Below are 24,932 nucleotides of genomic sequence, written 5' to 3' on the forward strand. Positions count from 1 at the left end.
GCGCTCAGCCTCGCCTACCTTCCCGCGCGCGCGCCGCAGCGCATCGGGATGCCGCACGACCTGTCGTGGCTGTTCACCGTCGTCAGGCCGACGGTGATTCCGTGGACGCTGCTCGCGGTGCTTGCGGCCTTGGCTGTTCAGTGCCTTCGTCCAGGTCGATCTCCAGCGAGCGCACCCCGGCCGCGAGCATCAGCGGGGTCGCCAGGCTGAACGCCACCGACAGGATCACCACGCCGGAGTCGTTCACCAGCGTCCCGATGATCCCGACGGCGAGCGCGCAGATCAGCGCCGGGCGCATCGTCCGGCTGTGCTGGTAGGCGCGGTGCAGCAGGGACACCGCCCGCCACCGCGTCGGCCGCGCCAGCACGAAGAACAGGAACACCAGCGCGGCGGCCAGCGCGAGCGTGAACGGCCAGTAGCCGAGGCTGTTCAGCATCGCGTTGAACTTGCGGGTGACGACGTCCCAGGCGTTGCCGTCCATCAGGTCCCGCCAGAACCGGCCCATGTGGGTCGGGTTGGCGCTGCGCGAGTTCCACCAGGAGATCGCCAGCACCAGCGCGAACCCGGCCGCGCAGAACGCGCCGAGCTTCACCGGCGACACCCGCTTGCCGGTGATCATCATGCCGAGCATCGCGAACGCCGGGGTGATCGCGATGACGCCGCCGAAGTCGCTGCCCCAGGACGGCAGCCCGTCGACCGCGACCGTGAGCAGCCCGATCGCCGCGACGGTCGTCACCGAGACGGCCTTCGCGCGGCGGGACGCCCCGGCGAGCCCGCCCGGGTCCGGCGCGGCGCGGTGCCGGCGCAGCGGGAACTCGCACACCCACGCGGCGGTGAGGATCGCGGCCACCGCGAACAGCGAGAACGCCTGGTTGCCGAACCCGTAGAACCGGCCCGCGACCAGCGCCGTGTACCCCATCAGCGTGTTGAGCTGCAGCGACGAGCCCGTCATCACGTCCAGCGCGAGGACGACCGCGGTGACCGCGGTGATCACCAGGCCGGGCAGGTACGTCGAGCGGCGCCACGGCCCGGCGAGCGCGATGCCCGTCATCAGGCCCGCGAAGCCGAGCACCGTGCAGATCAGCACCGCGGTCGGGTGCGCGGCCCGCCACCACGGCATCAGCCCGGCGAGGAACGACGCGCCCGGCGCCGCTCCGCCGAGCAGCGCGATCACCCGCGTACCGCCGAGGATCCGGGACCGCGAGCGCGGGTCGTTGCCGAGGCGCCGCAGCGCCAGCGCCGCGATCCCGTACAGGACGAGCTGCGTCGCGAACAGCACCCAGTAGAACGACGTCTGGACGGAGCGGATCGCCTGCGCGGCGACGTCCTCGTCCTCCAGGGCCTCGACGCGCTTGGCGGTGGAGTCGCCGGAGCGTTCGGCCCGCCACGCCGACCCGACGGCCTGCTGCGGCTCCTTCAGGCCGAGCTGCTGCAGCGCCGTGGACGTCAGGTCGGTGAGGGTGACCAGGCCGTCCTGGCGGGTGGCGCTGGAGGTGAGGAAACCGCTCGGGTAGCCGCCGCCCTTGGCGACCGCGACGCGCAGGTGCGGGTTGACGCCGGTGTCGGACAGGCCCGCGACCAGGATCGTCGTCCCGGCCGGGACCTGGCTCACCACCTGCGCGACGCGGCGGTCGGCGGCGGACGCGGCGGCGGCGCGCTTGCGGTCGGGCACCGGGACCTGGTCGCCGTGCGGGTCGACGCCCGCGTCGATGTAGGCCCGGAACACCTCGTCCACGTCGACGGCCGCGAGCTGGCAGCGCGCCCAGTCGGCGGGGGTCGCCTTGTCGGTGGACGGGACGTAGCGGTCGACCCGGCCGCCGCCGTCGCCGGCCGCGAACACCGCGCCGGGGCCGACGGCGAGGGTGCAGCCGCCCGCGGCGTGCACGGCGTCGCCGAGCAGGCCGATCTGCGCGTGGTAGCCGGTGCCCGCGTTGTCGCTCTTGATCGCCGGCCAGCCGGGCGCGATGGCGCCGCCGGCGGGCGGCGGGCCGGTCGGGGAGGGCTGGCCGGGCAGGATCGGGGTCGGCGGCAGCGCGCAGTCGCCGTGCGCGAGCCGGGACCGCTGGCCCGCCGACAGCGTCAGCCAGCCGTCGGTGGGGCAGGTGTTGGTGCGGGTCGTGCGGACGCTGAGCCCGCCCGCCGAGCCGCCGCGGGTCAGCGTCCACAGCGCGGGGGTCGTCTTCGCGCTGACGTCGCTCCACATCAGGCCGGGGATCCCGATGATCACGACCCGTCCGGCGGGCGCGGCCGCGCGCGGGGCGGCGGGCGCCGTCGCGGCGCTCGCCGCCGACGGGGCGAGCACGGCGGTCAGGAGCGCCACGGCGGCGACGAAAATCCCGATATTCGCCCCCCGCTGCGTCATGGCGCTCAGGTTACAAGAGCTTCACCATCGCCCGCCGAGCCTCCGAACGGGGCCGTAGCGCCGTACGGCGGCGGGCGCGGGCGGGCCGCCCGGGTGCATATCCTTCGGGCTGGGCCATCGACCGGGCCCCGGCCCGGCAGGGCCCGATCATACCGGGATGTGGGGATGCGAGCAGTCAGCGGGACGCGCGAGGCGGCCGGGCGGCCCGCACCGGCGCGGGCCCGGCGGTCGCCGCTGGACGCGCTGATCGCGCTGGCCGGCGTCGCCGTCGTGGTGGCCGCCGTCACGCCGATCGCGTCCCGGTGGCTGTACAACCAGCCCGATCAGCGGCTCGTCGACCTGGAGGTCTACCGCGAGGGCGGGCTGGCGGTGCTGCGCGGCGCGCCCCTGTACGACTTCCTCACCCAGCCGCCGCAGCTGCTGCCGTTCACCTACCCGCCGTTCGCGGCGCTCCTCGCCGTCCCGTTCACGCTGATGTCGTGGCGGGTCGCGCAGTGGACGTGGACGGTGCTGATCTACGCCGCCCTCGCGGTCGCCGTCTGGTACGCGTTCCGCGACCTGATCCGCCGCACCGGGCGCTGGGCGCCGCTGACGCTGGGGGCGCTGGTCGCCGCCATGGCCTGGCTCGACCCGGTCCGCGACCAGATCAGGTTCGGCCAGGTCGGGGTGTTCCTGCTGGCGATGTGCCTGGCCGACTGCTGCACCCGCGCGCCGCGCTGGCCGCGCGGGCTGCTGGTCGGGCTGGCGCTGGCGATCAAGCTGGTGCCGGGCGTCTTCCTCGTCTACTTCCTGATCACCGGGCGCCGGGACGCGTTCGTGAACGCGCTGGCCACCGCGGTGGTGGCGACGCTCGGCGGGTTCGCGGTGCTGCCGCACGACTCGGCCGCGTACTGGTTCGGCGCGCTGCTGCAGGGCGGCGACCGCACCGGCGCCGTCGACGGGACGACGAACCAGGCGATCAACGGGATCGTCGCGCGGGTCCTCGACCAGGGCCCGGCGCGGACGGCGGCGTGGCTCGTCCTCGCGCTGGTGATGGCCTACGCCGGGTTCAGGCTCGCGCGGCGGGCCACCTACGCGGCGGACGCCCTGGTCGGCGGGTTTCCGATGCGCACCGGACGGGCCGGGACCGACCACCTCGCCGCCGCCGACCCGGCGTCCGGTCCGGGCGCGTACGCGCTGCTGCTCGCCGGGGTCGCGATCACCGGGCTGCTGTCGGTGCTGCTGTCCCCCGTGGGGTGGATCCACCATCTTGTGTGGATCATTCCGGTCATTGGGGCTTTGGCGGGCGATGGGCGAGACACGCGAAGATGTCTATCCGGCCTGGCGTTCTGGATCTTCTTCCTGTTCCCGCTGCCCTGGTGGGGCGCCCACCTGTCCCGTACCGGACACCCGCCGATCACCCGTTTCTGGGGGAGTCTGGAGCGCGATTCGTTCGGCCTCGCCGCCATCGCCGCCATCATCCTGCTCGGAAACCAGCTCACGAACCGCGTCACCCGGCGCGCCAGTCGCGAGGATCCTTCGCAACGGCAGGTCGGGATGGGTACGCTCACCACGTGATGCTTGTCGCGGTGGCCGTCGCCGGGCTGGTCGCCGGTGTGGCCGGGCTCTCCATCGCGGTGGTGGCCCACAATCGGGTGAACCAGGTCGTCGAAGAGTGCGGGGAAATGCTGAGGCGCCAACTCCAGGTGGCCTCCGGCGAGGTCGACGAACGCGCGCTGCGCGACCTCGCCATCGTGCATTACGACGCGCTCAAGGAGATGTCGGGGCACCGGTCCTTCTCGCTCGCCGTCCTCAACGCCGTCGGCGACGGCGTCGTGGTCAGCTCGATCAACGGCCGCACCGAGACCAGGACCTACGCCAAGGCCGTCCAGGGAGGGCATCCGGTCGAGATGCTCTCCCCCGAGGAGAACCAGGTGCTGCGCGCCGCCCGCCTGGGCAAGGGGCCCATCGTGTCGATGGACGACCCGCTGCCCGACTTCGGCTACGGCGACCGCGCCTCCACCGCCCGCACCTGACCCGGCCGTATCCGACCGCCGCGGCGGGGGCTTGACGCGGCGGGAAGTACACTCGTCTCTTCCGGCACCGCAGAAGCAGGTGCCCCGTCCGACCGCGCCCTCGGGGGATCTTCGTGACCGCAGAAACCAGGCCCGAACGCTACGCCTACCTGGGTCCGCGGGGCACGTTCACCGAGGCCGCGCTGACGTCCCTGCCGGGCGCGGCCGCCGCCGAGCAGCTCCCGCTCGCCACCGTCCCCGCCGTGCTGGACGCGCTGCGCCGCGGCGACGCCGACTCCGCCGTCGTCGCGCTGGAGAACTCCGTCGAGGGCTCCGTCCCCACCACGCTGGACGAGCTCGCCACCGGAGAGCCCCTCCAGATCGTCGCCGAGGTCCATCTGCCGGTCTCGTTCGCGCTGCTGGTGCGGCCCGGCACCGCGCTCGCCGACATCAAGACCGTCGCCTCGCACCCGATCGCGCAGCCGCAGTGCCGCCGCTGGCTCGCCGAGAACGTCCCGGACGCCGAGTGGCGGGCCGCCACGTCCAACGCCGAGGCCGCCCAGCACGTCGCCGACGGCCACTACGACGCCGCTCTCGCCGGCTCGTTCGCCGCCGCCCGCTACGGCCTCGACGTCCTCGCCGAGGACATCCACGACGTCGCCGACGCCGTCACCCGCTTCGTCCAGCTGCGCCGCCCCTGCGCGCCGCCGTCCGCCACCGGCACCGACCGCACCAGCGTCGTCGCGTTCATCGGCGAGGACCACCCGGGCGCCCTGCTGGAGATCCTCACCGAGTTCTCGGTGCGCGGCATCAACCTGTCGCTGATCCAGTCCCGGCCGACCGGCGCCGGCCTCGGCTCGTACCTGTTCTGGATGGACCTCGAAGGCCACGTGGACGACGCGCGCGTCGGCGAGGCGCTGATGGGGCTGCGCCGCATCTGCGCGGACGTCCGGTTCGTCGGCTCGTATCCGCGCGCCGACCAGGTCCGTCCGGAGATCCGCCGCGGCACCCACGACAACGACTTCACCGAGGCCGCGGCCTGGCTCAGCACGATCCGCACCGGCCAGGCCTGACCCGGACCGCCTTTCTGGAACGTCCGTAATCTCTATTCCAGTGGAACCGTTCGAGCCGTCCCTTTGCGGCGCTATTTCGTTGACCTGGGGATCTGTCGCCGACCATTCCTTAAGACCGTTCTGACTGCTAGGGTCGTCGCCCGTTGATCTTGTTTCCGGGGGCACGGGACGGCATGGACGAGCAGATCAGCCGCGCACGCCAGAAGCTGGCCGAGCTGCGCGCGGGCGCGCCCGCACCGGCGGAACCGGGCACTTCCACTGCCGCGCCGGCGACCGCGGCGTCCGATGACGAGCGCATCCGCGTCACCGCCGCCGGGCGCCGGCTCACCGCCGTCGAGCTCGATCCGCGGCTGCTCCGCCTGGACGCCGACGACCTCGCCGGCGACCTCACCACTGTCATTAACGAGGCCCTCGACCGGGCGCGCCCCGCCTCGCCCGAACCCCAGGACGTCCCGCCCGTCGACCTGACCGCGATCCGCGCCCGACTCGACGCCGTGCTGGCCGAAGGCCAGGCCGGCATGCGGCAGGCGACCAGCGCGATCGGCGACGCCGTCGCCCAGATCAACGAGCGCGCCGTGATGCGCGGCAGCTTCGAACCGCCCGACTTCGACGACCTCTTCGCCCGCACCCGCGCCGCCCTGGCCGCCGCCGGCACCGCGAACGGCGCCGCCGAGGGCGAGGCGTGGGCGGTGGACGACCGGCTGTACGCGAAGGCGTCATCGTCCGGCCGCGTCGTCCGGCTCGTCTGGGAGTACGGGCTGAGCGCCGCCGACATCGCCGACGGCTCCCGCGCCGCCGTCAACGACGCCCTCGCCCGCGCCGAGACCGAAGCGCGCAGGTCCGCCGCCCCGCCCGCCGAGTTCACCGAGAACGTCCGCGCCGCCCAGGACGCCGGCATACGGGAGCTGGCCAGGTACGTCGCGTCGCTGCAGTCCCTGATGAGCGACATCCAGCCCAGGTGAAGGAGGCCGCATGGCGCCCGAACTGAAGGTCGACCACGAGCAGATGCTGAAGAGCGGACGCGACATCGGCGACGCCGCCGGCGGCCTCCGCTCCCACTGGCAGCAGTTCCAGGGCGAACTGTCGTCCTTCGGGGAGCCCTGGGGGAGCGACGACATCGGCTCGATCATCGGCGGCTGCTACCAGGCGGTCCTCGAGGTCTTCCAGGACTGCCTTGACGACAACATCGACGGCGTCGCGGAGCACGGCGAAGGCGTCCAGGCGATGGCCGCCGGCTACCGCGAGGCCGAGGACACCTCCGCCGTCGAGGTCAACCGCGTCAACGACTTCCTCTGATGGGCCTGCAACTGCCCGGCGAGCTGCGCTCGCTGCTGTCGATGCTCGGCTACGGCTGGCCCGAGGCGGACGAGACCAAGCTCATGGAGATGGGCGGCGCCTGGCTCCGCTTCGCCGGCACCCTCGGCGGCCCCGTCGCGGACGCGCACGGCTACGCCCAGCAGGTGTGGACGGCGCACGAGGCCGACGGCGTCCAGGCGTTCCGCGACTCCTGGACGCAGGACGACGCCCCGCACGCCAACCTCGAGGACGCCCGCACCGCCGCCCAGATCATCGGCGCGGGCCTGCTGGTCTGCGGCGGCATCGTGCTCGGCCTGAAGATCAACACGATCGTCCAGCTGACGCTGCTGGCCGTCGAGATCGCCGAGGCCATCGCCACCGCCCCGGAGACCTTCGGCGCCTCCCTCGCCGAGATCCCGATCTTCAAGGAGATCACCGGCGCCATCATCGACCAGCTCATCGACCTCGCCATCAACGCGATCCTCAATGGCTGATCCGATCTCCTCCCGCCGGACCCGGGCGCGCACCGCCACCGGGCGCCTCATGCTCGCCGTCCTCTTCCTGGCGCTGCACCTCCTCGTCAAGGCGGGAAAGGGCAAGGCCGCCGCCGGAATCTTCGAGGCCGCGATGCGATGGATGCGCAAGGCCATCAAGAACCACGGGGGGCGGCACCACGTCTTCAGGGGCGAGGTCCGCAACGTGCGCGGTCGGCCGACGCCCACCGGCTACCACCACCGGTTCCTGGGCCGCGACGACGCCGACCGGCGGGTCACCGTGCTCGACCGCGACCCCCACACCGGCGTCTATCGTGGTGACGTCCAGATGAAAGGCCCCAACGGGCAGTGGATCACCAAGCCGCAAGGAAGCACGTTCTTCCCGGACAACTGGTCCCCTCAGCGGGTGAACTCGGCCATCGAGAGGGCGTTCGCGAATAACCCCACCGTGAGCCCCGACGGGAGACGGTGGTCGAACATGGTGGACGGCGTCCTCATCCAGGGGTCGTTCAAACGGAACGGCAAGAAGAACGGCTGGGACTCGGCGTGGCCGGTCATGCCCTACAGCTAAGGCGACCTAACCGATGATCTCCTTCGTCAACAGCGTGCACGGCGCCCCGGACTACCGGTTCACCGACGAGTCCGAGACCGCGCTCGGGGCGTTCCTGGTCGGCGACGTCCAGACCGGCGGCGACTGGCTGCTCGACATGCTCGCCTGGGCCGAGGACGTCCGGGCCGGCCGCAGCCCCGCGGAGGACTGGTCGGGCAACTCCTGGGTCGCCGAGGTGCGGCCGGACGGCCTGCACCTTTTCGACACCCTCTCCGACGACTGGGAGGGCCACTACGCGCTGCCCGGCGCGATCGAGGTGATGCTGCGCTACTGGGCCTTCCTCGCCGACCACTCCAGCGCGGGCTGGAAGCAACGCGAACTCGCGAAATGGGAAGCGAAGCGCTCTCGCCCCCACCCCCTCCGCTCCGCCCTCTGACGATGTTGACCTTCTCGCTGGACGAGTACTACCGGTTGCCGCTGTTCGAGGTCGACGACGAGAGGCACCGCGCCCTCGGCGGGTGGATCACCACCGACATCTCCATCTACAAAAGGACCTGCCTGGACGCGCTGGCCGTGGTCGCCGACCTCGTCGCCGGACAGCCGCCCTCCGAGGAGTGGAGCAGCGAGAACTACGAGGTCGCCTTCGGGCCGTGGGGGCTGCGCTTCCAGAACGTCTGGGGCCCCGACCAACGCGGGGAGTACACGCTGGCCGAGGTGAAGGAGGCCGTGGAGGAGTACTGGACGTTCCTCGCCTCGATCCCGGACAACCCGCGCCTCATCCGCGAATACCGTCCCGACCTTCCGGAGCGGGAGGCCGAGTTGTTGCTGTGGGAGGAGACGTGGGAGCGCCCGCACCCCTACCGCGGCGTCCTCTTTTGAATCTGTGACCGGCCGGCGGCGGAAAGTTCGGAGACCGAAATGTGATCACCGGGCTTTCCGGGCGCGCCAACCGGTCGTGGATCTTGGGCGTCTCCTGATCGTTCACTGAACGTCAGCGGAGAGGCCCTTCCTTGCGCCGTACGCCGTCCTTCCTGGCCGTGACCGCCCTCGCGGCCTCGGCCCTCCTCGTCCCCGCCGCCGCCCGCGCGGACGTGTCGGAGGCCGAGCTCACGCTCGGCTTCGACCGTCTCGCCGCGGACCGGGTGGTCAAGATCTCGTTGAGCGTGACGTCGGCGAGCGCGGTCACGAACGTGACCGCGCACCTGCGCTACCTGTCGTCGACCGCGGAGCCGTACGCGACGCTGCAGCTCACCCGGACCCAGGGAACGGACGATGACGGCGTATGGGAGGCCGAGTACCGGCCCGACATCGCGGCGCGTCCCGGTGTGAGCGTGGTCGACACGGTGATCACCACGGCGGACGGCGCCACGACGACCAGGCGGGCCGGATTCGTCGACTGCTACACGACGACCATCGAGGGTCTGGCCGGCAGCCCCTCCGTCGTCGACGCCGACCATCCGGACACGACGCTGCGCGGCCGGCTGATGGTCCGCAGGAGCCGGGACGAGGCGGCGGAGCCCGCGGCGGGCGCCGCGGTGTCGGCGGCGGACGCGAAGGCCACGACCGGGGCGGACGGCTCTTTCGCACTGAACGTCAGGGGAGCCCCCACCGTCGACGCGTCCGCGCAGGGCCCGCTGTGCTCCACGGAGCAGAAGGCTCCGGTCACCGTCGCGATGCAGGCGACGGAGATCAGCGCGCGGTTGACGCCCGGGTCGACCGTCGCCCCCTATACGCAGATGTCGGTGGACGGGAAGGTCCTCCGGCACGGCTCGGCGGGTCTCGCGCCGGCGGCCGGTGTCACCGTCGCCCTCGACCTGTCGAGCGGGCTGGCGGACCGGTCTCCTTTGCAGGTGCGGACGGCCGCGGACGGGACATTCCACGCTTTCTTCACGGCCGCCAGGGACGTCGGGGTCTCCGGCACGGTGGCGGTCGAGGCGCAGGGCGGGGGGTTCCTCACTGGGAGCAAGACGTCGCTGGGCACCATGAACATCCGCAACACGGCGACGATCGACGATTTCGTCCTGCTCGGGCGACCTCTCGCCTACGGCGAGGCGATCGTGGCCGATGGAACGCTCGTGGTCCGGCCGGACTTCACGAACGTCACGAACCTGCCCGTGTACCTGGAGTACTCCCGGGACGGCAAGACCGGCTGGACGATCTGGGCGCGGCAGACGCTGGACCGTCCAAAGGCCTTCTACTTCAACACCACCAAGCCCGTGACGCAGGACGGGTACTGGCGGTTCCGGTACCCGGGCGGGCCGCGCAACACGGCGGCCGTGAGTCCGGTCAAATACATCGACGTCAAGTACCGGACGCAGATGTACGACTTCAACGCGTCTCCCGAGCCGGTGAAGAAGGGGAAGACCATCACGGTCAAGGGCCTGCTGTACCGATTCATGGACAAGGCGGTGCCCGGGCCGAACGCGCCGGTCTCGATCTACTTCAAGCCCTCGGGTTCGTCGAAGTGGTCGCAGGTGGCGACGGTGAAGACGGCGTCCAGCGGGTGGTTCAGCAAGACGTTCAAGGCGGACAAGGACGGCACCTGGATGGCCTCTTACAACGGCAGCGCGAACTACTTCGCGTCCGACAAGCCGAGTGACTACGTGGACGTCCGATGAGCCGCCCCGGAAAGGCCGCCAAGGCGTCCCTCGCGGCCATCACTCTCGCGGCGTCCGCGCTCGTTCCCTCCGTCGCGCGCGCGGACGCGACCGACGTCACGGTGACCACCACGTTCGACCGGCTGGATCCCGCCCGGGTCGCCACGTTCGAGGTCACCGTGAAGTCGGCGAGCGGGGTCACCGATGTCCGCGCGAACGTGCGGTACGCCTCCAGCACGGCCGAGCCCTACGCCACCATCCCGTTCACGCGGACGGCGGGAACGGACAACGACGGCGTCTGGCATGCCGAGTTCCATCCCGACATCCAGGCCCGCCCCGGGGCGAACGGCGTCGAGGTGCTGGTCACCACGGCGGACGGGGCCACGACGAAGCGGAACACCGGGTTCGTGGACTGCTACACCACGACGATCCAGGGCTTCACCAGCGCGCCCGCCGTCATCGACGCCGATCACCCGGACGTGACGCTGCACGGCCGGGTCATGCTCCAGAAAAGCCGCGACGTCGAGCCGGAGCCGGCGCCCAGCGCGAGGGTCGTCGGTGCGGGGCCCGACGTGACAACGGGCGCGGACGGCTCGTTCGTCCAGCAGGCCAGTGGTGAGGCGGCTCCGCGGAGCGAAGTACCCCGGCAGGGGGCGCTGTGCGGGGTGACCGTGCATGCGGGCACGACCGTCCGCAAGCAGGCGACGGTGACGACCGGGCAGATCGTCTCGATCAAGCCCTACGCGGACCGCGCCGACGTCGTCGTCCGGGGAAGGGTGGTCCGGCAGGGTGCCGCCGGGGCCGTTCCCGTGCCCGGCCAGAAGGTGTCCGCGGTCCTCGACGCCGGGACGCCGGGCGCCGCCTCCCTGACCAGTGACGCGACGGCCGCGGACGGGACGTTCGAGCTGCGGTTCACGGCGTCGCGCTCCGGCGCGCTGAGCGTCGCGACGGGCGACACGGCCTTCCTGACCGGCGGGTCCGCCGACCTCGGGAGGCTGCAGGTCCGGCGCACGACCCGGTTCGACAATCTACGGATCCTGCCGCAGACCGTCGGTTACGACGCCCTGCTGTACGCCTACGGCTACCTGCGCGACTACTCCAGCGTCAGCCTCCCGGACAGGCCGGTGCTGCTGGAGTTCTCGACCGACAAGAAGACGTGGAAGCAGGCGTCCACGGTCAGGACCGAGGACAACGGGGCGATCTACCTCTCCGACGCGTCCTTGAAGAAGGACGGATACTGGCGGGTCCGTTTCGCCGGCGGCCCGAAGTACGCGCCGGTCGTCAGCGCTCCCCAGTACGTCGACGTCCGCTACCGGACCTGGATCTACAGTTTCAACGCTTCTCCTGAGCCGGTGAAGAAGGGCAAGACCATCACGGTGAAGGGGCAGTTGTTCCGGTACATGGACAAGCAGATGCCCGGGCCGAACGCGCCGGTGTCGCTCTACTTCCAGGCCAAGGGGTCGTCGAAGTGGACGCAGGTGGCGACGGTGAAGACGGCGTCCAACGGGTGGTTTAGCAAGACCTTCAAGGCGTCGCAGGACGGCACGTGGAGGGCCTCCTACAACGGCAGCGCCGCCTACCTCGCCTCCAACAAGCCCACCGACTACGTCGACGTGCAGTGAGAGGCGCGCCGGGAGCGCCGGTTACGCTGCCGTAGGTTGGCGTACGCTGCCCTCGTGACCGACTTCGATCTCTACGAGCGCGAGCTGTGGGACGGGCGGGCCCCCGCCTACGAGCGGGGTTTCGCCCGGATGACCCGGTACATGGTCGGGCCGCTGCTCGACGCGGCGGGCGTCGCGGCGGGGACCCGGGTGCTCGAGGTCGGGACGGGGCCGGGCTTCGTGGCGGCGGAGGCGGTGCGGCGCGGCGCTGAGGTGTCCGCGCTGGACGCGGAGCCGGGCATGGCGGAGGCGGCGCTGCGCAACGTGCCGGGGCTGGACGTGCGGGTGGCGGTGCTGCCGGAGGTGCCGTTCCCGGACGGGACGTTCGACGCGGTCGTCGGCAACTTCGTCATCAACCACGTCGGAGCGCCGGCCGCGGCGCTGACCGAGCTGCGGCGGGTGCTGCGGCCGGAGGGCCGGCTGGCGCTGAGCTGCTGGGTGATGCCGGGCGTCGGCGCGCTCGGGGTCGTCCGGGAGGCGATGGACGCGGCGGGGGTGCCGTGGCCGGACGGCATCCCGCCGTCGCCGTTCGAGGAGTACGGCGAGGCGATGGCGTTCCAGCGGCTGGTGACGGAGGCGGGCTTCGCGGACGTGGCGGTCGAGGAGGTGACTTGGGAGCACGTCGTCGACCCGGAGGAGTGGTGGGAGACGGGCGCGCTGTCCCGGGTCGGCAGCACCGGCGTCGCGATCGGCCGGCAGGACGCGGCGGCGGTCGCGCGGATCAAGGCGGAGTACGACCGGCTCGTCGCCGGGTACGCGGTGCCGGACGGCGCGTCGGACGGGCGGGTGGCGCTGCCCGCGCACGCGCTGCTGGCGAGCGCGCGGCACTGACCCGGAGCGCCGGCGCGCTGGACTGACCGGACCGCGATACTCGCGCGCGCCGGAGGGGCCGGGGCCGGTAGCCTCGGGTCTGTGATTGACCTGCGAGCTCTTCGAGAGGATCCCGAGCGGCTGCGCGCCTCGCAGCGCGCCCGCGGTGAGGATGACGCCGTCGTCGACCGGCTGCTGGACCTGGACGGGAGGCGGCGCTCCGCGCTGACCTCGTTCGAGCAGCTGCGCGCCGAGCAGAAGAGTTTCGGCAAGTCGGTGTCGCGCGCGCAGGGCGACGAGCGGCAGGCGCTGCTGGCCCGCGCGAAGGAGCTGGCGCAGCAGGTCAAGGACCGCGAGGCGGAGGCCGACCGGCTCGGCGAGGAGCTGGACGCGGCGCTGAAGGGCGTGCCGAACCTGATCGAGGAGGGCGCCCCGCCCGGCGGCGAGCAGGACTTCGTCGTCCTGGAGCACGTCGGCGAGCCGGCCTCGTTCGACTTCGCGCCGAAGGACCACCTGGAGCTGGGCGAGAGCCTCGGCGCGATCGACATGGAGCGCGGCGCGAAGGTGTCGGGCGCGCGGTTCTACTACCTGACCGGGGTGGGCGCCCGGCTGCAGTACGCGCTGCTGAACCTGGCGATGGAGCAGGCGGTCGCGGCCGGGTTCGTGCCGATGTACCCGCCGGTGCTGGTGAAGCCGGAGGCGATGGAGGGCACCGGGTTCCTCGGCGCGCACGCGGCGGAGGTATACCAGCTCCCGCAGGACGAGCTGTACCTGGTGGGGACGTCGGAGGTGCCGCTCGCCGCGTTCCACATGAACGAGATCATCGACGAGCTGCCGCGGCGGTACGTGGCGTGGTCGTCGTGCTTCCGCCGCGAGGCCGGCTCGTACGGCAAGGACACCCGCGGCATCATCCGGGTCCACCAGTTCGACAAGGTGGAGATGTTCTCCTACTGCGACCCGGCGGACGCGCACGCCGAGCATCTGCGGCTGCTGGAGTGGGAGAAGGAGATGCTCGCGAAGGTCGAGATCCCGTACCGGGTGATCGACGTGGCGGCGGGCGATCTCGGGGCGAGCGCGGCGCGCAAGTACGACTGCGAGGCGTGGGTGCCGACGCAGAAGACCTACCGGGAGGTGACGTCGACGTCGAACTGCACCGAGTTCCAGGCGCGGCGCCTGTCGGTGCGGCACAAGGACGCCGACGGGAAGAACCAGCCGGTCGCGACGCTGAACGGGACGCTCGCGACGACGCGGTGGATGGTCGCGATCCTGGAGAACCACCAGCAGGCGGACGGTTCGGTGCGCGTCCCGGAGGCGCTGCAGAAGTTCCTGGGCCTGGAGGTACTGGAGCCCGTCAAGCGCTGATCTCGCATGTGGGAGGGCCCGTCCGAGCGCCGGACGGGCCCTTTCCGCTACCGCGCCGCGTAGCCGCGCAATCCAAGCGGCCCGGAACGAACCGGTGCGACCGGGCGGATGTTCCGTCCGACCTGTCGCCTAAGGTGAGTCCGAGCCGATCTGGAAGGTGACATGACCGAACCTGTGCCGCGCGTGATCGCCACCGACCTCGACGGCACGATCGTGCGCTCCGACGGGACCATCTCGGCGCGCACCGTCGCCGCTCTCGCGCGCGTCGAGCGCGCCGGCGCGATGCTCGTCATGGTCACCGGCCGGCCGCCGCGCTGGATGACGGAGATCGCCGCCGCCGTCCGCCACCGCGGCCTCGCCATCTGCGCGAACGGAGCCCTGGTCTACGACCTGCACACCGAGACCGTGGTGCACGCCCGGCAGATCCCGCCGGACGTGCTCGCCGACGCCATCGATCGGCTGCGCGGCGTCTCGCCCGACTTCCGGTTCGCGGTCGAGTACCCGGACGGGTTCGTGTTCGAGACCAGCTACGACCTGTCCCACTGGGACGCGGAGGCGCTCGGCGGCCGGCCGGCCGACGGGCCCGAGCTCGTCGCCCGGCCGGGCACCAAGCTGCTCGCCTTCCATCCCGACGCCGACCCCGACGAGCTGGCCGCGCGGGCCGTGAAGGCGGTCGGCGACCTCGTCACCGTCACCCACTCGTCCGGCCGCGGGCTGCTGGAGATCAGCGCGCACGGCGTCACCAAGGCCAGCGCGCTCGAGGCGCTGTGCGCCGAGCACGGCATCGGCGCCGCCGACGTCACCGCGTTCGGCGACATGCCCAACGACCTGCCGATGCTCGCCTGGGCGGGCACGTCGTACGCGGTCGCGAACGCGCACCCGCTCGTCCTCGCCGCCGTCACGCACACGACGTCCCGCAACGACGACGACGGCGTCGCGCGGATCCTGGAGCGCCTGTTCCCGTGACAGCGCCTGTTGCCGTGACGGGGGCCGCACCCCCGCTCGCCGGGGATGCGGCCTTCCCGGCGGCGCCCTACAGGTAGGGGCCGGACGAGCGGGGCCCCTGCTCGTCCTGCTGCTCCATGCCCTGCGGCACCATGCCAGCGGGCAGCGCCCGGCGCATCTGCTCCAGCTGCGCGCGCGCCGCCATCTGCTGCGCGAACAGCGTCGTCTGGATGCCGTGGAACAGGCCCTCCAGCCAGCCGACGAGCTGCGCCTGCGCGATCCGCAGCTCCGACTCGCTCGGCACGGTGCCCTCGGTGAACGGCAGCGACAGCCGCTCCAGCTCCTCGACCAGCTCCGGGGCCAGGCCGTCCTCGAGCTCCTTGATCGACGACTTGTGGATCTCCCGCAGCCGGGCCCGGCTCGCCTCGTCCAGCGGGGCGGCCTTGACCTCGTCCAGCAGCTGCCGGATCATCCCGCCGATCCGCATGACCTTCGCGGGCTGCTCGACCATGTCGGTGATCGACTTGCCCTCGTGCTCGCCGCCCTCGCCGGCGCCCTCCATGGCGATGCCGTTCGGCCCCACCACGAGCACGTGCGGTTCCTGTTCCGACTGGTTCTTCGAAGGCTCGCTCATCTCTCCCTCATCTCACACGGTCAGCAGGATCTTGCCGACATGGCCGCTCTGCTCCATCAGCCGGTGCGCCGCGGCCGCGTCGGCCATCGGGACGCGCCGGTCGACCACCGGGCGGACCTCCCCCGACTCCAGCAGCGGCCACACGTGCTCGCGGACGGCCGCCACGATCTCCGCCTTCTCCTCCAACGGACGGGACCGCAGCGCCGTTGCATGCACGAGCGCCCTCTTGCGCAGCAGTGCGTTGATGTCCAGCTCCGCCTTGGTACCGCCCTGCAGGCCGATGATCATCAGCCGTCCGCCGGTCGCGAGGGCCCGGACGTTGCGCTCCAGGTACTTCGCGCCGATCAGATCGAGGATCACGTCGTACGGGCCGCTCTCGACGAAGTCGTCCTCGCGGTAGTTGATCACGACGTCGGCGCCCAGCTCGCGGCAGCGGTCCGCCTTCTCCTCGCTGCCGACGGTGCACGCCACCTTCGCGCCGCACGCCTTCGCCAGCTGGATCGCCAGGGTCCCGATGCCGCTGCCGCCGCCGTGCACCAGGAACGTCTCCCCGGCGCTCAGCCCCGCGAGCATGAACACGTTCGACCAGACCGTACAGGCCACTTCGGGCAGCCCGGCCGCGTCGACCAGGTCCACGCCGCGCGGCACCGGAAGCACCTGCGACGCGGGCGCCGCGACCCGCTCGGCGTAGCCGCCGCCGGCCAGCAGCGCGCACACCTCGTCGCCCGGCGCCAGGCCCGTCACGCCGTCGCCCAGCGCGGCGATCCGTCCCGACACCTCCAGGCCCGGATACGGCGAGGCGCCCTCGGGCGGGTTGTAGAAGCCCATCCGCTGCATGACGTCGGCGCGGTTCGCCGCGCTCGCCGCCACGTCGATCAGCACCTCACCGGGCCCCGGCTCCGGATCGGGCACCCGCGTCCATTCCAGGACGTCGGCGTCCCCCGGCTCGCGAATCACGATCGCATGCATAACGGTCACGCTACCGGGCGGCGGGCGCCCGCACCGTCGCCGCCGCCGGACACCGCGCTCGCCGTCCCCGCGCCGCGCCCCGTCCGGCTCGGCAGGCAAAAGTGGATCTCCGGACGTGATGCGTGGTATTGACGCGCGGGTATCCTGCGTGGGGGCCGTTTTGCCCTCCTGCTCCGTAATGATCATCAGAGGTGTGCCCGAGGGGAGAAATCGGTGGCGAGGAACGAGCACGACGGGCGTTCCCTTGAGGAGCGGCTGGCCTCCCTCGACGCGATGAGCGGCGAGACGACGGGGCCGTCCGACGCCGCCCCGCCGGCCGCCACCGAGGGCGAGCGGCCGGCCGGGCAGGCGCCTCCCGCGCAGCCCGCGCAGCCCGAGCAGCAGAACCCGCAGCCCGAGCAGGCCGAGCAGCCCGCGCAGCCCGAACAGCAGGCCGGGCAGCCGCCGGCGGCGCAGCCCGAGGGCGCCGCCGCAGAGCAGGGGCAGCAGCCCCCGCACGACCCGAACGCCAACCCCTGGCTGGCCGCGCCGCCGCTCCAGCCTCCGGAGAACTTCGGCCCGGAGAACTTCGGCCCCGAGCAGTTCGGCCCGCCGCCGCCCGTCCCCGGCGCGGCGCAGAACCTGCCGCCCTACGACGGCGGTCCCATGCCGCAGCCGTTCGAGGGCGGTATGCTGCCCCCGCCGTACGGCGGGTACCAGCCGTACGAGCCCCAGCAGCCCTGGGAGACCGGGCCCCCGCAGCCGTACGACGCGGGCAACGGCCAGGGCGCGCCGCCGCTCGACCAGCTCCCGCCCTACCTGCCGGACCAGCCGTTCCCGCCTCCGCTGGACCCGGGCGTCGGCGGCGCCCAGCCGTTCCCCGCCGACGCGAACGGCGCCCAGCCCTTCCCGCAGGACCCGAACGCGCAGCCGTTCCCGCACGACCTGAATGCGCAGCCGTTCCCGCAGGATCCCAACGCTCAGCAGTTCGCGCCGGACCCGAACGCGCAGGCGTTCCAGCAGGACCCGAACGCGAACGTCCAGCCGTACGCGGCCGACCCGAACACCGGGCAGCCCTACCCGCAGAACCAGGGCGGCGTGCCGTACCCGGTCGACCCCGCCACCGGGCAGCCCTACCCCGTCGACCCCAACACGGGCCAGCCGTACATGGTCGACCCGAACACCGGCCAGGCCTACCCCACAGACCCCGCCACCGGCCGGCCGTACGGGCAGCTGCCGCCGGGCGGCGACCCGGCCCAGCCGCAGCAGGGCTATGCCTACCCGCAGCCTCCCCAGCCGGGCCAGCCCGGGCAGCCGGGCCAGCCCGGGCAGCCGGGCCAGCCTGGCCCGTACCAGCAAGTCCCGCCAGGCCAGCCCTACCCGCAGCCGGGGCAGCCGCAGCAGCAACAACAACAGCAGGCCGATCCGAAGAGCGCCGACAGCCTCAGCTCCGAGAACCTCCTCGGCGAGCGCCGCATCGCGCCGTCCTCCGGGTGGCGGCGCGCCGTCTACAAGGCCACCGGCGGCAACGTGCACCCCGGCGAGTCGCAGGGCGAGCTGCGCCGCAAGGACCTCATCGCCCGCGCGCGCACGCCCGTCGCGGGCGGCCACCACCGCGTCGCGGTGATGTCGCTCAAGGGCGGCGTCGGCAAGACCACCACCACGACCGGCCTCGGCTCGATGCTCGGTTCGATGCGCGGCGACACCGTGATCGCCGTGGACGCCAACCCCGACCGCGGCACGCTGTCGGACAAGGTCCGGCTGGAGACCGCCGCGACGGTCCGCGACCTGCTGAACAGCCGCGACAAGATCCAGCGGTACGCCGACGTCCGCGCGTTCACCTCGCAGAACGCCGCGCGCCTGGAGGTGCTCGCGTCCGACCGCGACCCCGCGGTCAGCGAGGCCTTCAGCGCGGAGGACTACGAGGCCGTCGCCGCCGTCCTGGAGCAGTACTACTCGATCTGCATCACCGACTGCGGGACGGGCCTGCTGCACTCGGCGATGTCCGGGGTGCTGCGGCTCGCCGACCAGCTCGTCCTGGTCAGCTCCCCGTCGGTGGACGGCGCCCGGTCCGCGAGCGCGACCCTCGACTGGCTCGAGGCGCACGACCACGGCCACCTCGTCCGCAACGGCGTCGTGGTGCTGTCGATGGTCCGCAACCGGACGCGCAGCCAGGTCGACCTGGACAAGCTGCAGGCGCACTTCGAGAGCCGCTGCCGCGCCGTCGTCCGGATCCCCTACGACGACCACCTGGAGGAGGGCGCCGAGGTGGAGCTGGAGCAGCTCGCCCAGGCGACGCGCGAGGCGTACCTGAACCTCGCCGCGATCGTCGGCGACGGTTTCGCCTACCCCCGCCCCGACCGCGCCACCTGACCCGGCCCCCGGACCGCTCCGCCCGGCCCGGCCCGCGCGTCGCCGCCGCTAGAGTCGCCTCCCGTGGAGAGCGACGACCAGGGCGTCTACGTGGGCAGGGCCGCGGCGGACGCGGCGGGGGACCGCGGCTGGCTGCTGGGCCACTTCAAGCCGCCCGGCGACCTGCGGCACAGCGAGGACGTCGAGATCAAATGGGGCGTCCACCCCAAGGGCGAGCGGCGCGCGCGCTGGACCAGCGGGGAGAAGCGCACCGCGCTGCTCGTGCTGATCAGCGGCCGGTTCCGGCTGGAGTTCCCCGGACGCGACGTCCTGCTCACCGAGCCGGGCGACTACGTGGTGTGGGGACGCGGCGTCGACCACTCGTGGCAGGCCGAGGAGGAGTCCGTCGTTATGACGGTCCGGTGGCCGTCGATCCCGGGATATGCGGTCGAGGCGGCCGGATGAGCCCGCTATCGTTGGCCGTGGCCACCGGGCGTGGCCGGGGAGAGTTCGCATAGTGGACTAGTGCAGGCGCCTTGAAAGCGCCCAGGGCTGGGGACAGTCCTCGTGGGTTCGAATCCCACACTCTCCGCTCGACACGACGCGCCGCCGACCCGTGAAACCGCCCGAAACGGGCGGAAGGCATCCGTTACCCTCTTCGGCATGTCGCAGACACCGAATGATCCGGCAGGTACCACCCACCAGTTTCAGAACTTCGCCAACCGCGCACCGGCGGAGAAGTCCGGCCCGAACATGCCCCTCATCGTCGGCCTCGCCGTCGTGGCGGTCGTGGTCGTGGTCGGCGTGATCGCGCTGATGATGGTCTGATCCCGGGCGGTCGCCCGCGCGGACGCGACGGCGCGTCCACCCCGTGCGCGGGCCCTCTTCCAGGCCGCCGCGTCCGGTACGTCCCGGTCAGCGGCCGTTGCTGCTGAAGTGCTGGTAGTCGCGGGCGCCGCTCCACTCGCCGCCCCAGCCCCAGCCGATCGAGGCGAACGCCTTCACCACCCGGTCGCCGGCGTGGATCACCCCGGGGTCGCGGTTCTTGCGGTTCGCGTACTTCGCGCAGTTCTTGTGGGCGACGTGCCCGTCCGCGTACACGTACGGGTTCTGGCACGTGTTGAGGTCGACGGCGAGACCGAAGGCGTGCTGCGAGAACGAGCTGGACCCGGTCGCGTTGCGGCAGTTGAACGCGGAGGTGTTGCCGGCCTCGATGGAGGCGAAGTCGCTCCCCTTGTACTTGTCGACCGGCTCCATCCGCTCGATCGGATACCGCATGTCGTACAGCTTGCGGAAAACCGTGACGAGGTCGCCGGCCGCCTTCGCGTTGACGACGAGCTGCCCGCCGTCGTGCGGCTTGTGGTCCATGCCCCAGTAGTTCATCTGGATCATCCGCAGGCCGGACGGCGCGACCGGGCAGCCCTTGTGCCAGGAGTACTTGAGGTCTCCGGCGGTGACCCGCTTGATCTGCGCGGCGAACTTCTGGTTCGTCGGTTTCGCGGACGGCGACGCCGAGCCGGTCGCGGTCCCGGTCGCGGTCGGCGGTGTGGCGGGAGTCGCCGTCCCGGACTTGCCCCCGTTGTCGGATCCGTTGCCGCAGCCCGTCGCGGCGGCCGACACGGTGATGAACACGGCGGCGAACGCCGCACTGCGAAGTGGCCCTCTAGCTGGCATCTTTGCAGGATCGCACGTCACATGGCCTTCGCGTTGGACCTGCGATTCGCTACGGTGCGTTTGACGGCGCGTCCGCCGGAAAGGGGCCGGGGCGAACGGGCCGCGAACGTCGTCCACCTCGCCGGGCATGTCGCCCGGCACCCGCCGGCCCTCAGGGAGCCGGAATGGCGGATCCGCAGGAGAGGGACGTCCCGAGCCTCGAGGACGAGATCTTCGCCGTCGCGCAGAGCGTGCAGGAGGACCCGGCCGCGGAGCGCCCGCGGCTGCGGCTGCGGTCGGAGCGGGCGCTGGACATCGCCGAGCGCACGCGGTCGCTGAGCGGCCGGGAGGTCGGCGCGATCGCCGCGGGGTTCGGGCTGTTCGTGTTCGTCGACTTCGTGATGATGTACGCGCCGCTGATGACGAGCCGGCGGCCGAGCCTGCTGCCGCAGTTCGTGACGCTGCTGGTGCTGGCGTTCGGGCTGGGCGGGCTGCTGGTGTGGAAGGTCGGCGGCCGGTGGCGGTCGTTCGGCGCGGGGATGATGCTGGCGTGGGTGTTCCTCACCCTGGTGTCGGTGGGTTTCCTGACCGGCGTGACGGTCACCCTGTAGGTCAGTTCGCGCCGAGCCGCTTGAGGACGGCCCTGAAGGCGCGCCCGACGGCCTCGAGGTCCTCGGGTTCGATCACGTCGATGAGGTACTCGCGGACGACCTCGACGTGGTCGCGGGCGGCGCGCTCCAGCGCCGCGAAGCCGTCGTCGGTCAGCTGCGCGTAGACGCCGCGCTTGTCGGTGCCGCAGGTGTCCCGCTTGACCAGGCCCTTCGACTCCAGCCGGGAGCAGGTGTGCGACAGCCGGCTGCGCGACTGGCTGGCGTTGTCGGCGAGCTCGGCCATCCGCAGCCGGTGGCCGGGCGCCTCGGACAGCCGGACGAGGATCTCGTACTCCGACACCGAGAGCCCGTGCTTGGCCTTCAGGTCACGGTCCATGATCTCGGTGAGCCGGACGCTGCCGTCGACGTAGGCCCGCCAATCACGCTGCTGGGAGGCGTCGAGCCAGCGTGGTTCGGTCATGCGGTCAGTATACTGAGGGAATAGTTGAAGCATCAACTAGATTGTAGGGGGCGACCGTCCACCCCGGACGGGCACCCGACGGAGGAGGACCCCATGCCAGCCGTGATGGCCGACCCGCTGACCCTGCCCCGGCTGCCGCACCTGCCGGACGCCGGCACCGACTGGCGCCGCGTCGCCAAGATCGTCACCGCGAAGCGCCAGCTCGAGGGCGAGGGCTTCGAGGTCCGCCGCCCCTTCCCGGGCATCGACCTGTCCCTCGCCGACCCGTTCCTGCTCCTCGACCACATGGGCGCCGTCGAGTACGCGCCCGGCGAGGCGAAGGGAACCCCTTGGCACCCGCACCGCGGCTTCGAGACCGTCACCTACATCATCGACGGCGCGTTCCAGCACCAGGACACCACGGGCGGCGGCGGCCTCATCTCCGACGGCGCCACCCAGTGGATGACGGCCGCGTCCGGCATCCAGCACATCGAGCAGCCGCCGCCCGAGCTCGTCGCCAAGGGCGGCCTGTTCCACGGCGTCCAGCTCTGGGTGAACCTGCCCCGCGCGCAGAAGTGGGTGCAGCCCCGCTACCAGGACATCGAAGCCCGCGACGTCAAGCTGCTCGCCGCCGACGACGGCTCCTCGCTCGTCCGGGTGATCGCCGGCTCCCTCGCCGGACACGACGGCCCGGGCGTCACCTACACGCCGATCAACTACCTGCACGCCACCGTCGCCCCGGGCGCCCGGCTCGCCCTGCCGTGGCCGCGCGACTTCAACGCGATGGTCTACGTCCTGTCCGGCCGCGGCACCGTCGGCGTCGAGCAGACCGGCCTGGACGAGGGGCAGCTCGCGGTGTTCGCGGGCTCGCACCACCACGGCGCGCAGGACGGCCTGGTCGTCCGCGCCGCCGACTCCCAGCCCCAGGCCAGCGCGAACGGCTGGGAGATCCTGATCCTCGGCGGCCTCCCGATCCGCGAGCCGGTCGCCCGCTACGGCCCGTTCGTCATGAACACCCGCGACGAGATCGTCCAAGCCTTCGAGGACTTCCAGGCCGGCCGCATGGGCACCGTCCCCGTCCCGCACCTGTCCGCCGCCGACGAGCCCCTCTCCTGAAAGGAGCGATGGTGCGGGGCCGGGGGCATGCCCCGCACCATCGCCCCGGCTCAGAACGCGAACGCCCTACGGAACCACCCGCGCCGGCGCGGACGCCTGCGTCGCGACTCGCCCCGGCCGATATGTCGACAAATCGCCACATTGGCCTGCCGAACCGGCACCTGCGGACGCCGCCCCGCCCCGATCTGGTGCAGTACCTGCGCGAGCGCCGCAGGGCTTGACGCCTCGACGAGCCGGTCACGCCCAGCCTGATCACGCGCGAAGGCCCACCACCGTCCGGTGAATTGGCCCCACCACGCCGACACCCCGGGAAACCTCCGCGCCAGCTCCGCCGCCACCCGCTCGGGGTCGAACTCGACGGCCGCCCACGGCGCCGTCACCGTCCCGCTCCCGCCAGGTAGCCGCGGATGACGACCGCCGCGTCGGTGACGCGGTCGGCGCGCGCGATCGGCTCGCCCCACGACGTCCAGAACCACGCGTTCCCGAAGTCCTCGGGCCGCGCGCGGCAGGTGATGAGGTCGGACCGCGTCTCGGCACAGCAGCCCGGAACGTCCGGATTCGCGACCCGCAGCCCGCGCGACGTCAGCTCCACCGTGAGCCGGTGCGCCGACAGATGCGCCGCAAGCGCAGCGAGCGGGTCGCCAGAGATCGTACGATTCGCCACAGCCAGGACTCCATTTCCTGGTCAGGCCCCGGCCGGCGCCGTAATCGCCGCGCCGGGGCCGCCTTATGTGATCGGCAGGGCGGACGCCCAGCCGCGAAGGGGCGGCGCGCCTGATGACCTACCGCGACGCGCCGCCCCGGCTTCAGGGGCCGCCGTGCACTCGGTGAACGCCGGGCGGGACCATGCCCCGTTGCCGGCATCCGAGACAGCGACTCGCGCCCACCCTGGGAGGACGGCGACGGTAACGGTGACCACGCCGCCAGGTGCACCGCTCGGCGTATGCCGGAGCGAGTTGGCGGTCAACTCGGCGATAACGCTCTCGGCTTCCTCCGCGCGAGGGGTGTCGGTCAGCAACCCTCGGACGAAAGCGCGTATCGCCGGGACCATGCAGGGGAGACCGGGGTATTCCTGGGTCCACTCCATGGGTTGCCTCCGTCGCGCGATCTTGTACGCTGGTCGCAAAGCTGTGCGCACAGCTCGCATGCAGTGCGCACAGCTTGTCAAGCTGTCCCTGAACATCGCCCGCCCCCGGCCGCCCGGAGTCACCGTGACGCAGCCCGCATACCAGCGCATAGCGGACGACCTGCGGCGGCAGATCGTGGACGGGGTGCTGGCGCCGGGCGACAAGATCCCCTCACGCCCGCAGTTGCGCGAGCGGTACGGCGTCTCGGACGCGGTCGCGCTCCAGGCCGTCCGGCTGCTCACCTCCGAGGGCCATCTGGAGGCGCGCTCCGGGTCCGGGACCTACGTGCGCCGGCGGCCGGAGCTGAAGCGGCTCTCGCGCTACTGGTACAAGGAAGGCCGCACGACCAGCCCGTTCCGCGAGGAGATGGCCCGGCAGGGGCGCACTGGCGAGTGGCGCGTCTCGTCCTCGACCGAGCAGGCGACGGAGGCGGTCGCGGAGCGTCTCGGCATCGCGGCGGGCGACGACGTCATGTGCAGCCGGTACACCTTCCTCGCCGACGGACGGCCCGTCATGGCGTCGGTCTCCTGGGAGCCGCTCGCGATCACCCGAGGCACGCAGGTCATGTTCCCGGAGGAGGGGCCGTACGCGGGCGCCGGGGTCGTCGCACGGATGCGGGCGATCGGGCGGCAGGTCGAGTCGGCGGAGGAGGTCGTCACCGCCCGGCCGATCCTCGCCGCCGAGGCTGAGGAGCTCGGCGAGCAGGTCGGCGCGATCGTCATGGTGATCCGCCGGACGTACCGCACCGCCGAGCGCCCGGTGGAGACGGCGGACATCGTCGTTCCCACCGACCGGTACGAGCTGGGCTACCTCATCCCCGTCGGGTAGGCAGCGTTGAGTTGTGGGGGGGGGGGGGGTGTGGGGGCGGCGACAAACACCCCCACCACCCCAACACCCCAAACCCACAC

Annotated in this window: 26 protein-coding genes and 1 tRNA gene; 21 read left to right on the forward strand and 6 right to left on the reverse strand. The window is 72.2% G+C overall.

From position 1 onward, the window contains the following. Nucleotides 1-82: 82 nt before the first annotated feature. Nucleotides 83-2,362 (reverse strand): hypothetical protein, encoded by a 2,280-nt coding sequence (locus F8568_RS48100; protein ID WP_236008720.1) that lies wholly within the window; start codon nucleotides 2,360-2,362, stop codon nucleotides 83-85. A gap of 165 nt (nucleotides 2,363-2,527) precedes the next feature. On the opposite strand from F8568_RS48100, the gene F8568_RS14130 reads away from it, so the two are divergent. From F8568_RS14130 to F8568_RS14195, 14 genes are all read left to right on the forward strand, one after another. Continuing rightward, a complete protein-coding gene (locus tag F8568_RS14130; protein ID WP_151593974.1) occupies nucleotides 2,528-3,919 on the forward strand; it encodes a glycosyltransferase 87 family protein in 1,392 nt (463 codons plus the stop codon). Further along, complete coding sequence (locus F8568_RS14135; protein ID WP_151594060.1) at nucleotides 3,919-4,377, forward strand: DUF4446 family protein; 459 nt, start codon at nucleotides 3,919-3,921, stop codon at nucleotides 4,375-4,377. The genes F8568_RS14130 and F8568_RS14135 overlap by 1 nt, the downstream gene beginning before the upstream one ends. 113 nt (nucleotides 4,378-4,490) lie before the next feature. Continuing rightward, a complete protein-coding gene (gene pheA / locus F8568_RS14140; RefSeq protein WP_328600873.1) occupies nucleotides 4,491-5,429 on the forward strand; it encodes a prephenate dehydratase in 939 nt (312 codons plus the stop codon). Nucleotides 5,430-5,602: 173 nt separating this feature from the next. Further along, the gene (locus F8568_RS14145; RefSeq protein ID WP_160573614.1) at nucleotides 5,603-6,391 is read left to right on the forward strand and encodes a hypothetical protein; all 789 of its coding nucleotides are present in this window, start codon (nucleotides 5,603-5,605) and stop codon (nucleotides 6,389-6,391) included. Nucleotides 6,392-6,401: 10 nt separating this feature from the next. After that, complete coding sequence (locus F8568_RS14150; protein ID WP_151593977.1) at nucleotides 6,402-6,725, forward strand: WXG100 family type VII secretion target; 324 nt, start codon at nucleotides 6,402-6,404, stop codon at nucleotides 6,723-6,725. Further along, complete coding sequence (locus tag F8568_RS14155; protein WP_151593978.1) at nucleotides 6,725-7,219, forward strand: WXG100-like domain-containing protein; 495 nt, start codon at nucleotides 6,725-6,727, stop codon at nucleotides 7,217-7,219. The genes F8568_RS14150 and F8568_RS14155 overlap by 1 nt, the downstream gene beginning before the upstream one ends. Continuing rightward, nucleotides 7,212-7,790: an EndoU domain-containing protein gene (locus F8568_RS14160; RefSeq protein WP_151593979.1), complete on the forward strand. Its 579-nt coding sequence runs from the start codon at nucleotides 7,212-7,214 to the stop codon at nucleotides 7,788-7,790. Before F8568_RS14155 ends, F8568_RS14160 begins: the two co-directional genes overlap by 8 nt. A 13-nt stretch (nucleotides 7,791-7,803) precedes the next feature. Then, on the forward strand, nucleotides 7,804-8,205 hold the full coding sequence (locus F8568_RS14165; protein WP_151593980.1) for a hypothetical protein: 402 nt from the start codon (nucleotides 7,804-7,806) through the stop codon (nucleotides 8,203-8,205). 2 nt (nucleotides 8,206-8,207) lie between these two features. Beyond that, the gene (locus tag F8568_RS14170; RefSeq protein WP_202124920.1) at nucleotides 8,208-8,648 is read left to right on the forward strand and encodes a hypothetical protein; all 441 of its coding nucleotides are present in this window, start codon (nucleotides 8,208-8,210) and stop codon (nucleotides 8,646-8,648) included. Between the two features lie 158 nt (nucleotides 8,649-8,806). Further along, nucleotides 8,807-10,387 carry a hypothetical protein gene (locus tag F8568_RS14175; RefSeq protein WP_151593981.1) on the forward strand — a complete coding sequence of 527 codons (1,581 nt, stop codon included), beginning with the start codon at nucleotides 8,807-8,809 and terminating at the stop codon, nucleotides 10,385-10,387. Beyond that, a complete protein-coding gene (locus tag F8568_RS14180; protein ID WP_151593982.1) occupies nucleotides 10,384-11,988 on the forward strand; it encodes a hypothetical protein in 1,605 nt (534 codons plus the stop codon). The genes F8568_RS14175 and F8568_RS14180 overlap by 4 nt, the downstream gene beginning before the upstream one ends. A 54-nt stretch (nucleotides 11,989-12,042) precedes the next feature. Beyond that, a complete protein-coding gene (locus tag F8568_RS14185) occupies nucleotides 12,043-12,858 on the forward strand; it encodes a class I SAM-dependent methyltransferase (RefSeq protein ID WP_202124921.1) in 816 nt (271 codons plus the stop codon). A gap of 81 nt (nucleotides 12,859-12,939) precedes the next feature. After that, nucleotides 12,940-14,199, forward strand: a complete 1,260-nt coding sequence (gene serS / locus F8568_RS14190; RefSeq protein WP_151593983.1) for a serine--tRNA ligase — start codon at nucleotides 12,940-12,942, stop codon at nucleotides 14,197-14,199. A 162-nt stretch (nucleotides 14,200-14,361) separates the two neighbouring features. Continuing rightward, entirely contained in the window at nucleotides 14,362-15,165 is an 804-nt protein-coding gene (locus F8568_RS14195) for a Cof-type HAD-IIB family hydrolase (protein WP_151593984.1), read from the forward strand. A 67-nt stretch (nucleotides 15,166-15,232) separates the two neighbouring features. On the opposite strand, the gene F8568_RS14200 is transcribed toward F8568_RS14195, so the two are convergent. After that, a complete protein-coding gene (locus tag F8568_RS14200) occupies nucleotides 15,233-15,778 on the reverse strand; it encodes a bacterial proteasome activator family protein (RefSeq protein WP_151593985.1) in 546 nt (181 codons plus the stop codon). A gap of 12 nt (nucleotides 15,779-15,790) precedes the next feature. After that, entirely contained in the window at nucleotides 15,791-16,747 is a 957-nt protein-coding gene (locus F8568_RS14205) for an NAD(P)H-quinone oxidoreductase (protein ID WP_151593986.1), read from the reverse strand. 213 nt (nucleotides 16,748-16,960) lie between these two features. Here F8568_RS14205 and F8568_RS14210 point away from each other — a divergent pair, with 213 nt between their 5' ends. From F8568_RS14210 to F8568_RS46780, 4 genes are all read left to right on the forward strand, one after another. Further along, entirely contained in the window at nucleotides 16,961-19,099 is a 2,139-nt protein-coding gene (locus F8568_RS14210) for a MinD/ParA family ATP-binding protein (protein WP_328600874.1), read from the forward strand. 63 nt (nucleotides 19,100-19,162) lie between these two features. Continuing rightward, nucleotides 19,163-19,543 (forward strand): cupin domain-containing protein, encoded by a 381-nt coding sequence (locus F8568_RS14215; RefSeq protein ID WP_151593987.1) that lies wholly within the window; start codon nucleotides 19,163-19,165, stop codon nucleotides 19,541-19,543. A gap of 38 nt (nucleotides 19,544-19,581) precedes the next feature. Then, nucleotides 19,582-19,670, forward strand: a tRNA-Ser gene (locus tag F8568_RS14220). A 71-nt stretch (nucleotides 19,671-19,741) separates the two neighbouring features. Then, nucleotides 19,742-19,906, forward strand: a complete 165-nt coding sequence (locus tag F8568_RS46780) for a hypothetical protein (protein WP_190851157.1) — start codon at nucleotides 19,742-19,744, stop codon at nucleotides 19,904-19,906. An 87-nt stretch (nucleotides 19,907-19,993) separates the two neighbouring features. Here the strand turns inward: F8568_RS46780 and F8568_RS14225 are convergent, their stop codons facing one another. Then, nucleotides 19,994-20,752: a M15 family metallopeptidase gene (locus F8568_RS14225; RefSeq protein WP_151593988.1), complete on the reverse strand. Its 759-nt coding sequence runs from the start codon at nucleotides 20,750-20,752 to the stop codon at nucleotides 19,994-19,996. Nucleotides 20,753-20,916: 164 nt separating this feature from the next. On the opposite strand from F8568_RS14225, the gene F8568_RS14230 reads away from it, so the two are divergent. Next, on the forward strand, nucleotides 20,917-21,342 hold the full coding sequence (locus F8568_RS14230) for an MFS transporter (protein ID WP_151593989.1): 426 nt from the start codon (nucleotides 20,917-20,919) through the stop codon (nucleotides 21,340-21,342). A gap of 1 nt (nucleotide 21,343) precedes the next feature. Here F8568_RS14230 and F8568_RS14235 read toward each other — a convergent pair whose 3' ends face one another. Further along, complete coding sequence (locus F8568_RS14235) at nucleotides 21,344-21,802, reverse strand: MarR family winged helix-turn-helix transcriptional regulator (RefSeq protein WP_151593990.1); 459 nt, start codon at nucleotides 21,800-21,802, stop codon at nucleotides 21,344-21,346. 93 nt (nucleotides 21,803-21,895) lie between these two features. On the opposite strand from F8568_RS14235, the gene F8568_RS14240 reads away from it, so the two are divergent. Then, the gene (locus F8568_RS14240) at nucleotides 21,896-22,897 is read left to right on the forward strand and encodes a pirin family protein (protein ID WP_151593991.1); all 1,002 of its coding nucleotides are present in this window, start codon (nucleotides 21,896-21,898) and stop codon (nucleotides 22,895-22,897) included. A 376-nt stretch (nucleotides 22,898-23,273) separates the two neighbouring features. On the opposite strand, the gene F8568_RS14245 is transcribed toward F8568_RS14240, so the two are convergent. Beyond that, nucleotides 23,274-23,561, reverse strand: coding sequence for a hypothetical protein (locus tag F8568_RS14245; RefSeq protein WP_151593992.1), 288 nt, complete (start codon nucleotides 23,559-23,561; stop codon nucleotides 23,274-23,276). A gap of 547 nt (nucleotides 23,562-24,108) precedes the next feature. Here F8568_RS14245 and F8568_RS14250 point away from each other — a divergent pair. Next, nucleotides 24,109-24,852: a GntR family transcriptional regulator gene (locus F8568_RS14250; RefSeq protein WP_328600875.1), complete on the forward strand. Its 744-nt coding sequence runs from the start codon at nucleotides 24,109-24,111 to the stop codon at nucleotides 24,850-24,852. Nucleotides 24,853-24,932 lie beyond the last annotated feature (80 nt).

It is taken from the genome of Actinomadura physcomitrii (genome assembly GCF_008923205.2).
Taxonomy (GTDB): domain Bacteria; phylum Actinomycetota; class Actinomycetes; order Streptosporangiales; family Streptosporangiaceae; genus Spirillospora; species Spirillospora physcomitrii.

What these genes read in the sequence shown, in the direction of transcription:
- F8568_RS14205 (WP_151593986.1), bottom strand. Translation starts at nt 16,747, where the DNA reads ATGCATGCGATCGTGATTCGCGAGCCGGGGGACGCCGACGTCCTGGAA.
- F8568_RS14160 (WP_151593979.1), top strand. Translation starts at nt 7,212, where the DNA reads ATGGCTGATCCGATCTCCTCCCGCCGGACCCGGGCGCGCACCGCCACC.
- F8568_RS14145 (WP_160573614.1), top strand. Translation starts at nt 5,603, where the DNA reads ATGGACGAGCAGATCAGCCGCGCACGCCAGAAGCTGGCCGAGCTGCGC.
- F8568_RS14150 (WP_151593977.1), top strand. Translation starts at nt 6,402, where the DNA reads ATGGCGCCCGAACTGAAGGTCGACCACGAGCAGATGCTGAAGAGCGGA.
- F8568_RS46780 (WP_190851157.1), top strand. Translation starts at nt 19,742, where the DNA reads ATGTCGCAGACACCGAATGATCCGGCAGGTACCACCCACCAGTTTCAG.
- F8568_RS14135 (WP_151594060.1), top strand. Translation starts at nt 3,919, where the DNA reads ATGCTTGTCGCGGTGGCCGTCGCCGGGCTGGTCGCCGGTGTGGCCGGG.
- F8568_RS14200 (WP_151593985.1), bottom strand. Translation starts at nt 15,778, where the DNA reads ATGAGCGAGCCTTCGAAGAACCAGTCGGAACAGGAACCGCACGTGCTC.
- F8568_RS14230 (WP_151593989.1), top strand. Translation starts at nt 20,917, where the DNA reads ATGGCGGATCCGCAGGAGAGGGACGTCCCGAGCCTCGAGGACGAGATC.
- F8568_RS14240 (WP_151593991.1), top strand. Translation starts at nt 21,896, where the DNA reads ATGCCAGCCGTGATGGCCGACCCGCTGACCCTGCCCCGGCTGCCGCAC.
- F8568_RS14195 (WP_151593984.1), top strand. Translation starts at nt 14,362, where the DNA reads ATGACCGAACCTGTGCCGCGCGTGATCGCCACCGACCTCGACGGCACG.
- F8568_RS14235 (WP_151593990.1), bottom strand. Translation starts at nt 21,802, where the DNA reads ATGACCGAACCACGCTGGCTCGACGCCTCCCAGCAGCGTGATTGGCGG.
- F8568_RS14155 (WP_151593978.1), top strand. Translation starts at nt 6,725, where the DNA reads ATGGGCCTGCAACTGCCCGGCGAGCTGCGCTCGCTGCTGTCGATGCTC.
- F8568_RS14180 (WP_151593982.1), top strand. Translation starts at nt 10,384, where the DNA reads ATGAGCCGCCCCGGAAAGGCCGCCAAGGCGTCCCTCGCGGCCATCACT.
- F8568_RS14170 (WP_202124920.1), top strand. Translation starts at nt 8,208, where the DNA reads ATGTTGACCTTCTCGCTGGACGAGTACTACCGGTTGCCGCTGTTCGAG.
- F8568_RS14165 (WP_151593980.1), top strand. Translation starts at nt 7,804, where the DNA reads ATGATCTCCTTCGTCAACAGCGTGCACGGCGCCCCGGACTACCGGTTC.
- F8568_RS14130 (WP_151593974.1), top strand. Translation starts at nt 2,528, where the DNA reads ATGCGAGCAGTCAGCGGGACGCGCGAGGCGGCCGGGCGGCCCGCACCG.
- F8568_RS48100 (WP_236008720.1), bottom strand. Translation starts at nt 2,362, where the DNA reads ATGACGCAGCGGGGGGCGAATATCGGGATTTTCGTCGCCGCCGTGGCG.
- F8568_RS14225 (WP_151593988.1), bottom strand. Translation starts at nt 20,752, where the DNA reads ATGCCAGCTAGAGGGCCACTTCGCAGTGCGGCGTTCGCCGCCGTGTTC.